Origin of the sequence: Nostoc sp. FACHB-888, from assembly GCF_014696655.1 — a bacterium.
In the GTDB taxonomy this organism is placed as follows: Bacteria; Cyanobacteriota; Cyanobacteriia; order Cyanobacteriales; family Nostocaceae; genus Nostoc.
In genome coordinates, this window is record NZ_JACJQM010000067.1 from 19,728 (window position 1) to 30,641 (window position 10,914).

The window sequence follows — 10,914 nt, forward strand, 5'->3', positions numbered from 1 at the left end:
TACAAACTCAGTAAAATTACGAAAACATCAACATAGCTCTTATGGTTCAAAAACTGGTGCAACTTCAATATCCTCCGCTAAAGGAAAAGAATTTACCAGATTAGCGATCGCACTAATTCTCTCAAAATTTGCCACTACACCATCACGATACTCATCTCTTATCTGCAAATCCAATAACAACGCCATTTGATCAACATACTCACCCACATCAAATTCTTCTCTTCTCATCTCTTCCCCTCTGTGCCTCTGCGCTTCGTTATTCTAAACTTATAACCTCTTTCGGCAACACAAAAAATCCATCTTCCCTCGCCTCAAAATCAACAACCTGAAACACAGCATCAATATTCAACTCCCCATAAATATGAGGAAATAAATTATCTACCTCCGCAGCTTCATAACGAATTTCAGCTTTAACTTGCTCAGAATCGATGCAAAGAATTACCAAACCCTTTTGATTAACAAAAAAACGATTCGCCACCCAGATAACTTGTGCTGCTGTCGAACAGTGGATAAATCCTTCCGAGTCTAATGTATCACCGCGATAGGTTCCGAGAATTTTTGCTTGTTCCCATTGTTCGCTTTTGGTGATATGTAAAATAGTGTTCATGGTAATTAATTAACAAATGCGATTAATTTTATACAGTAAACCCGGCTGTCATTTATGTGAAGGCTTGCAAGAAAAGTTAGAACAAATCCAAAATCTCAGTTTCGAGTTGGAAATTAGGGATATTACGACTCGTGAAGATTGGTTTAGCGCGTATGAGTATGAGGTGCCGGTACTGTATTTATCGAACCACAGAGGCGCAGAGGGCACGGAGGGAAGTGAGAAACCATTGCCGCGTCCTTCTCCTCGTGCTAGTGTGCAGCAGTTGGAGCAAATGTTGCGTAAGTATTTAGCCAATTAGAAAAAAATAATGCAGAATAAGCGCAAGATCAAGAAGGTGACGAGGTTCACAAAATGAAATTGCGGGAATTACTAACGGCGGTAGACAGTGTTGAACAATTGCCTAGCCATCCGATGGAAGATGTGGAAGTTAGGGGTTTGAAGACGAATTCCCATGCTTGTGGTGCGGGAGATTTGTTTATTGGGATGCCAGGAACGCGGGTTGATGGTGGGGAATTTTGGCAAAGTGCGATCGCATCGGGGGCTGTGGCTGCGATCGTTTCTCCCGAAGCTGCACAAAAAAATCCTCCCACAAATGAGGCTGTAGTCATCAGTGCAAGTAACATAACTCAAGCTTGTGCCCAGATAGCCAGTGCTTTTTACGGTTATCCGGGGCAAAAACTCAAGCTGGTAGGTGTGACTGGTACAAATGGCAAAACTACAACTACTCATCTGATTGAATTTCTGCTCATTAAAGCTAATCTAGCTACAGCTTTAATGGGAACTCTCTACACTCGTTGGGCAGGTTTTGAGCAAACTGCTGCCCACACTACGCCCTTTGCGGTGGAACTGCAACAGCAGTTAGCAGAGGCTGTAAAGGCTGGTAGTGAGTTCGGGGTGATGGAAGTAAGTTCTCACGCTTTGGCTCAAGGTAGAGTGTTGGGTTGTGAATTTGATGTGGCGGTGTTCAGTAATCTTACCCAAGACCATCTCGATTATCACACCGACATGGAAGATTACTTTGCCGCCAAAGCGTTATTATTTAGCCCTAATTATCTCAAGGGACGGGCAATAATTAATGCTGATGATTCTTACGGGAAGCGGTTAATTGCTTCGTTGAATTCCGAACAGATTTGGAGTTACAGTGTCAACAACAACAGCGCTGATTTATGGATGAGTGATTTAAGTTACCAGCCAAATGGTGTCTGTGGTACATTACATACACCTCATGGTGACGTAGCTTTTCAATCACCCCTAGTCGGTCAATATAATTTAGAAAATCTTTTAGCAGCCGTTGGAGCAGTTTTACACTTAGGGCTAGATTTGCAATTAGTTGCATCTGTGATCCCTGAGTTTCCCGGAGTTCCCGGACGGATGGAACGGGTACAAATTGATGCTGACCAAGATATTAGCGTGATTGTGGATTATGCCCACACACCCGATAGTTTAGAAAATCTGCTGAAAGCTGCACGCCCGTTTATACCTGGTAAAGTGATTTGCGTGTTTGGTTGTGGCGGCGATCGCGATCGCACCAAGCGCCCAAAAATGGGTAAAATTGCTGCTGAGTTAGCTGATGTTGCAGTAGTGACATCAGATAATCCCCGGACTGAAGACCCAGAACGAATTTTGCAAGATATCTTAGCGGGAATTGCTGACACAGTACAACCAACTGTAATTTGCGATCGGGCGATCGCAATTCGTACCGCAATTTTACAAGCACAACCCGGTGATGGAGTGTTACTTGCTGGTAAAGGTCACGAAGACTACCAAATTCTCGGCACTGAAAAAATCCATTTTGATGACCGAGAACACGCACGCGACGCTTTGCACCAAAGACTGAACATACAACCTTAATTTGGGCATGGGGCATTGAAAAGAGGCAGAGGGGCGGGGTGCAGGGAGCAGAGGGGAAAGAGCTAATTTTTTCTGCCCCCTGCCCCCTGCCCCCTGCCCCTTGCCCCCTGCCCCCCACTCCCTTGTAGATGTAGTTTTTTATAGTTAATGTTTATTTCCGTGGGGATTTTGTAAAAAATGCACACATAAAGGTGAAAATCGAAGACAGACTTGTTGTGCTTGACTCATGAATGTTTCTCTGGCGAAGGATCTGTCTGTTTATCAACTGGTTATGGGAGTGCAAGTGCCTCCAAAACCATTGTCCCTCAGTCCTGCTACTCTGCTATCACTGGTAAGAGCGCAAATTGACTTACTAATTGAGCAACAAATTGTAGCCACTTTATGGGTGAAGCTACCACCAGAAAAAATTTGGCAATCGGAATTAGCGCGTTATCAATCTTCGGTAGGTGCGTCTAGCCTCATTTATACTTGCCAAATTGACGAGGCTGGGAAGGGGGAAGATGAAGGAGCAGGGGAAGTGGGGGAAGAAAATACCCCCTTATCTTCCTCATCTCCCTCATCTTCTTCATCTTCCTCATCCCTCTCACTCTCTCATCATGTACCCGTTCACATATCATCAGATAGCCAAATGCGACGGGAAAACTTTCTGATGGTGTTATCACCCCAGTTTTGCAGTTTAATTTTGGCTCATCGACCACTTAAAAAACGCAAAAATAATACTTCTGGGAAGGTAAATACTAATAAAAACCAGCCATTGCTGATTATAAATACTGTTGAGGGGAGAGTAATTCAGCAAGTATTACATGGTATCGAAAAAGCGATTACGCCAGAATCATCCCCATCCCCAATACCTGTTGATTTTATTTGCCCAACTTCGCCCGAAGGCGCACTGATGAATCAACTGTTTGCCAAACAACTTTTGCGACAAGATGAAATTAATCGTCAAATCATTACAGTCCGCACCACCAAGTTGCAGCAGCAAAATCAAGAACTGCAAAACAAAGAGCAACTCAAAGATGAATACTTAAAAAATGTGTGTCAGGAACTGCGTACACCATTGACGCACATGAAGACAGCACTTTCATTATTGAATTCCCCTAATCTCAAACCCCCCCAGCGACAACGTTATTTACAGATGTTAAATACCCAGTGCGATCAGCAAAATTCCCTGATTACTGGTTTGTTGGAACTGGTGCAGTTAGAACGTAATTTAGAGGGAACAGCTTTAGAGTCGGTACGGCTCTCAGAGATTGTGCCTGGAGTAGTCAGTACCTACCAACCTCTAGCCCAAGAAAAAGGGATTATGCTAGCTTACACCGTACCAACTGAACTTCCATCTATTAGGTGTGTGAGTGGTGGGCTGAGGCAGATTGTGATTAATCTGCTACACAACAGCATTAAGTTTACTCCTAATGGGGGTGAAGTATGGGTGCGTGCCCGAATTCAAGGCGATTATGTCCAATTAGAATTCCGCGACACAGGTATCGGTATTGCCGAAAGCGAGATTTCCAAAATCTTTGATCGGTTTTATCGTGTGCGTACAGCAGCAACTGAAGATTATGGTGGTGCTGGGTTGGGGTTAACAATTGTACAGCAATTGCTAGTGCGCTGTGGCGGTTCTATTTCTGTGAGAAGTAAATTATATGAAGGTTCCACATTTACAGTGCAACTGCCAAGCGTTAGCGATAGCCCAAAAGCGATCGCAATAGAAAATGAGTGATAATTTACAATTATCCCCTGAGTTAACCTTATGGTGCTATAGCAATTCTATTTGAGTTATAAAAATTTTAGTCATTAGTCATTACTATTAATGACCAATGACTAATGACCAATGACCAATAACCAATGACTAAGATTATTAGCTAGAAGTTTTTGGTAGTGCGGCGCTAATTTGGCGGAGCATCATGACTTGCCAATAAGGTACAGGAGCCAGCAATACAGTACCAGTTCCCTCAAAAGTATTGACGAGAAACTCACCAGAAGTCATCGAACCTAAAAGAGATTTGGTAGCTTTTTCAACGCGATAATTTAAGCTAGTTGTGCGAGCAATCGCAAAATTTCCATCGACAACTAATCGGTCATTTCGTAAATTGATTACTTCTACAGGCCCTTGTGCTGCCATCACCACTGTACCCCTGCCTTTGACTTTTGTTTGAAACAAGCCCTCACCGCCCATTAAGCCTGATAAAAATTTGTTTCGTTCAACTCCCACTTCGATAGTGCCATCGCTAGCCCAATAAGCGCCACTATCTAAAATCCATTCACTACCGTCTAATTCTAAGATGTGATATCCCGATAAAGAAGGCTCTAAATATAATTCACCTGTACCCGTATATGTAGGACGAAAAATGTTTTCTCCCGTGGCTAGGGACTTTAAAAACCCACCTGCTGAAGGAGCTTTAGATTGCATCTTAATGTTGCCACGTATATAGTACATAGCACCAGATTCAGTTCGGACTGTTTCGTTTTGCAAAGTTACCTTGACTAAACGTAAGCTTTCTTTCTCGATTACTTCAAAACCTGCCATAATTTTCCTTTTGATGTTTGCACAAAGGTGTACTTGGCTCTTAACTAGAATTTATATACATTGTTGGCATCTATTTTTACAGATGGCAAGTCATAAAAATTTAATTGAATTGTTAAACAAAGTCTATTTGATGAAGATGAATTATCTGTGTTCAAAAAAAATAGGTCAACGTAATTAAACATAATACCAATTCAAATAATGTTTGCGACACATCAATTATTTGTAAGGGCACAACAATGTTGTGCCCCTACCCATCTGTCGTATTCTTTTTTCAAATTGGTATAAAATCTTTACTAAATAGTTCCCCAACTTCTCTGGAAAGTTGGGGAGCTATATTGTGTTTTATTTCTACTCGCCTACTGTATTATCCTGCGATGCCTACGGCGGTAAACTACGTAAATAGACGATGCTGTGCCCTTACGAAAGATATAGTTTTTAACAAGTGGTAGGGGTTTAAGTCCCCTGTCTCTACAGGCAGCAGGTTTTGTGTCGGGGTCTAAATCCCCGTCACAAAACGTAATTGCGAATTGCGAATTGCGAATTGCGAATTGTTTTAACCTTAATTCATATTTGATATTTCTTGTCAATGCTTAAGTCTTATTAGAGTGAATATTTATAATTTTGAAAAATAATTAATGAATCTTCGCTCCTAAGCTTTAGCTCCAAATTGATGTTTATTGCTAACTTCTAGAGGGAGGAAAATCGTCAAAACTTCCCCATAGTGTGGACGCTGGCGCACAATCAATTTACCACCGATCGCCTGAAACAAATGCTTAGTTGCGGCGATATTCAAACTAATCGTACCAGTTTCAGGCTGAAACATCAGCAATTGACCAAGCGCTTTGCGAATTGGTGGCGTTGCAGGTATGGCAGCTTTACTTGAATCTCTGCACCCAAATTGGGGTGATAATTGTAACTTTAGTTGATCTCCCGCCGGGATAACTTGTACTTGAATATGGCTACCAGCAGGTAAGCTGCGAGTGAAATTCTCCATCAAACCAGTCAGTACCTGATCCAGCATAATGGGATTGCTTACCACTGTCGGTAATTGCTGGGGTAAAATAACATTTAAAGTTAAGTTCCGCCGATGCGCTGCTTGTTCCCAACGGGGAATGCTCTGCTGCAACACTTGATCTAAAGACATCGGCGTAAGTTGAGTTTTTGACGATTTTGTGGAGGCAGTAGTTTCTAATTCTGCTGCCTTAAATAACAACTCCATGCGGTCAATTTGCTCGGTACACTCGTGATCGATAATTTTTAAACGATTGATCACGCTGGCATCTAAATCTCGCCGCTTCAGCAGCAGACGAGTCATGGTGCGAATAGTTGTTAAAGGTGTGCGGACTTCGTGAGCGAAGGCTTGGAGCAATTCCACATCAGGATTGGGGGATTGGGCACTTAGCGATGTCGTTGGCGCAGCATCTCGTAGAGAAGTATTGGGGATTGGGCATGGTTTATTCTCTTTGTCTTCCTTGTCTTCAGTTCCTAGTAAAGAGTCCTTAGTCTCTTCTGCTTCTGTTAATTCCTGAAGTAACAACTGGCTAAACTGAATCATGATGCGGCAATCTGGCGCTACCGGAGAATGCTGTTCTACTAATGCATCCAGGCGGGCAAAAAATTCTGGATTAGCCAGCATTACCCTTGCTCCTAGCGATCGCCAAGCCTGCTGTACTACTTCTGGTTCAAAAGAAAATGAAAAGGTTTTTTTACCGTTTTTATGCGTTGTTAAAACCAGTACTAATCTAAATTTATCTGTAAAAACTAAGCAAAACTGTTCTGCCCCTAGCGGATCGGCAGGTAATAGTGGAAGTACCGATTCATGGGGAGCAATTTCTTCATTTACAGACGCAATCGCATCTGGCATCTGAAATGGCATCAGCGCCAACGGATTAAATGGTCTTGCTGTAAAAGTTACTGTTTGTAAACTTTGAGTAAGTTTTGGCTGGCTAAATAAGGGTGCGGGTGCAGCTAAAACTAATCCTTGGGTTGTGTCAACTGAAGCACCTGCTAAAGTATTTAATAGCAAATGTTCTGTCGCTGCGAGACTGACACGCCACTGTCGTTCTGCCTTACTAGGTGAACATTCAGCCACACTTGATTGATTTTCAGCCAAGATTTCGCTCAGACTTGGCAATATCCATTCGTACACAAGTTTTCACCCCTTAATTCAAGAGCGACTAACAGCGTCTAGGGTAGACATTTCACTACTACTTAAGAGGTTATAGCCATTTGTCTACTGGTGACAGTGGTAGAACCGAACAATTCGGGCGCAATTTCCCCTCTAAGTGCGATGTCTACGACGGGCTACGCCTACGCACTTAGCGTCTGAAAAGCAAAGATAAAGCACTTGCGCTGACTTTTACCGATAAGAATTACGATACCTTCCCAAGAGAGGCTGCGCCAACGGGAGACTTTGCGATCGCATTTTTTGAGTAGATTAACAATAGATCATCTCAAAGGCGATTTATGAATTCTTTTGATTCAGTTGAAGATTTGGTACTAGTTGCTGGCGCTACTGGTGGAGTAGGGCAACTGGTGGTAGGCAAGTTACTGGAAAAGAACATGAAAGTTCGTGTTCTGACACGCAATGCCGCAAAAGCCGAAGAAATGTTTAATCAGAGAGTGGAAATTGCCGTTGGTGACATCCGCCAGCCAGCTACACTGCCAGCTGCAACGCAAGATGTCACACACATCATCAATTGCACCGGAACCACAGCCTTTCCCTCTGCTCGATGGGAGTTTGACCAACCCCCAAACTTGATTGAATGGGGAATAACTTTCCTTAACCCTAAATCTAGTGAAGCAAAAGCAAAGAATAGTCCAAACAAGGTCGATGCCGAAGGTGTGAGCAACCTAGTGGCAGCAGCACCCCGGAATTTGAAGCGGTTCGTTTTCGTCTCTTCCTGCGGAATTGGGCGTAAAGATAAGTTTCCTTTTAGTATTCTCAATGCTTTTGGCGTGTTGGATGCCAAACAAAAGGGCGAGGAGTCCATTATTAATTCAGGATTGCCCTACACCATTATCCGCCCAGGACGCCTTATTGACGGGCCTTATACCTCATACGACCTCAACACCCTTCTCAAGGCAAAAACTGGAGGTAAATACGGTGTTGTCGTAGGCACTGGGGATACACTTTCGGGTGATACCAGCCGGATTGATGTAGCAAATGCTTGTGTAGAATGCCTTTTATACCCAAGTAGTTCCAAGAAAATTTTTGAAATAGTCAACCAGGGACAAAGACCGCCTGCAATTAACTGGGAAACTCTTTTCTCTAGGCTTGTGTGAGTACTGTTAGCGTTAGCGGGGCGTTTAGCCAGTGCTGAGTAATATTTTATCCAATGCCCCACGCCCAATAACTTAATACAGAATTACGGAAGCGATGCCTAGGTAAGACTATTCGGCGTCGCGCCAATTAATTTTGTTATATCCTCAGTGCTTCTGCAATTTATTACCCCTAAAGGCGGCAAACACGACTCTACCGTTACGGTTCACCCTAATTACTGAAAGTATTAATTCTCATACATTAGACAGAGTGAAGGCAATCAATCCATGAAACAACTAAAAAAACTATTTAGTTAGTTTAACCGTCCTAAGCAAGGTTCGGGAAACCACCCTTCATGGACTGGCTAACACTAAGCTTCAGTATATATATCAGCATATCTGGAGTTTTAACCCCAGAAAAGCCAAAACAAAGGTATTCATGCTGAACTGGCTGATTTATTGACCCTATTGGTTCAAAATTTAGTCCTTTATATTCTCATTCATTCATTTGTAGTTATACGGAGCCAGCACCTAAAATGGCAAAAGTAGTTGGAATTGACTTAGGAACAACGAACTCCTGCGTGGCAGTGATGGAAGGTGGTAAACCCACAGTAATTGCTAATGCTGAAGGTTTTCGGACAACACCATCAGTAGTCGCATTTGCGAAAAACGGCGACAACTTGGTTGGGCAAATTGCCAAACGCCAAGCGGTGATGAACCCCGAAAATACGTTTTACTCAGTCAAACGCTTTATCGGACGCCGCTTCGAGGAAGTGAGTAACGAAGCTACTGAAGTTTCTTACAAAGTCCTCAGCAGCAACGGCAATGTCAAATTAGATTGTCCTATAGCTGGTAAACCGTTTGCTCCTGAAGAAATTTCTGCAAAAGTTCTTCGCAAACTAGTTGAAGATGCCAGCAAATACCTGGGTGAAACTGTAACCCAAGCAGTAATCACCGTTCCCGCATACTTCAACGACTCGCAACGGCAAGCGACAAAAGACGCTGGTAAAATTGCAGGTATTGAAGTTCTACGGATTATCAACGAGCCTACTGCCGCTTCTCTGGCATACGGATTTGACAAGAAGAGTAACGAAACCATTCTCGTATTTGACCTTGGTGGTGGTACCTTCGACGTATCCGTACTGGAAGTAGGAGATGGAGTTTTTGAAGTACTAGCCACATCTGGTGATACTCACCTTGGTGGTGACGACTTTGATAAAAAAATAGTTGACTTCTTAGCAGAGAAGTTCAGGAAAGCCGAAGGTATTGACCTGCGGAAAGACAAACAAGCTTTACAACGTCTGACTGAAGCCGCAGAAAAAGCCAAGATTGAGCTTTCTAGCGTCAGCCAAGCAGAAATTAACTTGCCATTTATCACCGCTACCCAGGATGGGCCTAAGCACCTGGATACAACCCTGACTCGCGCTCAATTTGAAGAACTTTGCTCTGACTTAATCGACCGTTGTCGTATTCCCGTGGAAAACGCTCTTCGGGATGCCAAGTTAAACAAAGGCGATATTGATGAAGTAGTGTTAGTTGGTGGTTCTACCCGCATTCCTGCTGTGCAACAGATTGTGAAGCAGGTATTGGGTAAAGATCCCAACCAAACCGTTAACCCTGATGAAGTCGTAGCAGTTGGTGCAGCCATTCAAGCCGGGGTATTGGCTGGTGATGTAACTGGCATCTTGCTGTTAGACGTAACACCGCTATCTTTGGGTGTTGAAACATTGGGCGGCGTGATGACCAAAATTATCCCCCGTAACACAACAATTCCCACCAAAAAATCAGAAGTCTTCTCGACTGCTGTGGATGGACAAACCAACGTGGAAATTCATGTTCTCCAAGGTGAACGCGAATTCTCTAACGATAACAAGAGCTTGGGAACCTTCCGTTTGGATGGTATTCCTCCTGCACCACGTGGTGTTCCTCAAATTGAAGTGGTGTTTGATATTGACGCCAACGGTATCCTTAACGTCACCGCTAAGGACAAAGGTACTGGTAAAGAACAGTCCATCAGCATAACCGGTGCTTCTACTCTGGATAAATCTGATGTTGATCGGATGGTAAGAGAAGCTGAACAAAACGCTTCATCTGACAAAGAACGGCGTGAGAAGATTGAACGCAAGAACCAAGCTGACTCCTTGGCATACCAAGCTGAGAAGCAGCTACAAGAATTGGGCGATAAAGTTCCCGATGCTGACAAGACCAAAGTCGAAGGTTTAGTGAAAGAACTGCGGGAAGCAGTTGCTAAAGAAGACGATGAGCAAATCAAGAAGCTCACCCCAGAATTGCAACAAGCCCTATTCGCCGTTGGTAGCAACATCTATCAACAAGCTGGTGGCGGTGCTGCACCAGGTGCTGAACCTCAAGATGGCGATGGCGGTTCCACATCTAGCTCTGGTAGTGGCGACGATGTGATTGACGCTGATTTTACAGAAAGCAAATAATTCCCCTACTTCTTTTGGGAAGATTATTTTTTCCCACCTCATATTACCCGCCCAGGCAAATGCCTGGGTGGGGATTTTTTTTTAGGAGTTATGAGTTATTAGTAAAAGTAATATTGCTAATACCAATTCAAATAATGTTTGCGACACATCAATTATTTGTAAGGGCACAACAATGTTGTGCCCCTACCCATCTGTCGCATTCTTTTTTCAAATTGGTATAA

At 43.3% G+C, this 10,914-nt stretch carries 9 protein-coding genes; 5 read left to right on the forward strand and 4 right to left on the reverse strand.

Annotated features, from left to right (window positions below; all coding sequences use genetic code 11):
* Positions 1-39 precede the first annotated feature (39 nt).
* Together H6G26_RS27440 and H6G26_RS27445 are read right to left on the reverse strand one after the other, a co-directional pair.
* Positions 40-228 (reverse strand): DUF4089 domain-containing protein, encoded by a 189-nt coding sequence (locus H6G26_RS27440; protein ID WP_190733134.1) that lies wholly within the window; start codon positions 226-228, stop codon positions 40-42.
* 28 nt (positions 229-256) lie between these two features.
* Positions 257-607, reverse strand: a complete 351-nt coding sequence (locus H6G26_RS27445; RefSeq protein WP_190733136.1) for a DUF952 domain-containing protein — start codon at positions 605-607, stop codon at positions 257-259.
* Positions 608-623: 16 nt separating this feature from the next.
* Between H6G26_RS27445 and H6G26_RS27450 the strand changes: the two genes are divergently transcribed.
* The 3 genes from H6G26_RS27450 (at position 624) to H6G26_RS27460 (ending at position 4,178) form a co-directional block, all read left to right on the forward strand.
* Complete coding sequence (locus H6G26_RS27450; protein ID WP_190733138.1) at positions 624-905, forward strand: glutaredoxin family protein; 282 nt, start codon at positions 624-626, stop codon at positions 903-905.
* A 53-nt stretch (positions 906-958) separates the two neighbouring features.
* Positions 959-2,458, forward strand: coding sequence for a UDP-N-acetylmuramoyl-L-alanyl-D-glutamate--2,6-diaminopimelate ligase (locus H6G26_RS27455; RefSeq protein ID WP_190733140.1), 1,500 nt, complete (start codon positions 959-961; stop codon positions 2,456-2,458).
* A gap of 226 nt (positions 2,459-2,684) precedes the next feature.
* The gene (locus tag H6G26_RS27460; protein ID WP_190733142.1) at positions 2,685-4,178 is read left to right on the forward strand and encodes a DICT sensory domain-containing protein; all 1,494 of its coding nucleotides are present in this window, start codon (positions 2,685-2,687) and stop codon (positions 4,176-4,178) included.
* A 138-nt stretch (positions 4,179-4,316) separates the two neighbouring features.
* Here H6G26_RS27460 and H6G26_RS27465 read toward each other — a convergent pair whose 3' ends face one another.
* Both H6G26_RS27465 and H6G26_RS27470 read right to left on the reverse strand, forming a co-directional pair.
* Positions 4,317-4,985, reverse strand: coding sequence for an AIM24 family protein (locus tag H6G26_RS27465; protein WP_190733144.1), 669 nt, complete (start codon positions 4,983-4,985; stop codon positions 4,317-4,319).
* Between the two features lie 649 nt (positions 4,986-5,634).
* Entirely contained in the window at positions 5,635-7,134 is a 1,500-nt protein-coding gene (locus H6G26_RS27470) for a HAMP domain-containing histidine kinase (protein WP_190733146.1), read from the reverse strand.
* 317 nt (positions 7,135-7,451) lie between these two features.
* Here H6G26_RS27470 and H6G26_RS27475 point away from each other — a divergent pair, with 317 nt between their 5' ends.
* Together H6G26_RS27475 and dnaK are read left to right on the forward strand one after the other, a co-directional pair.
* On the forward strand, positions 7,452-8,270 hold the full coding sequence (locus H6G26_RS27475; RefSeq protein ID WP_190733149.1) for an SDR family oxidoreductase: 819 nt from the start codon (positions 7,452-7,454) through the stop codon (positions 8,268-8,270).
* 512 nt (positions 8,271-8,782) lie between these two features.
* Positions 8,783-10,693, forward strand: coding sequence for a molecular chaperone DnaK (dnaK, locus tag H6G26_RS27480; protein ID WP_190733155.1), 1,911 nt, complete (start codon positions 8,783-8,785; stop codon positions 10,691-10,693).
* Positions 10,694-10,914 lie beyond the last annotated feature (221 nt).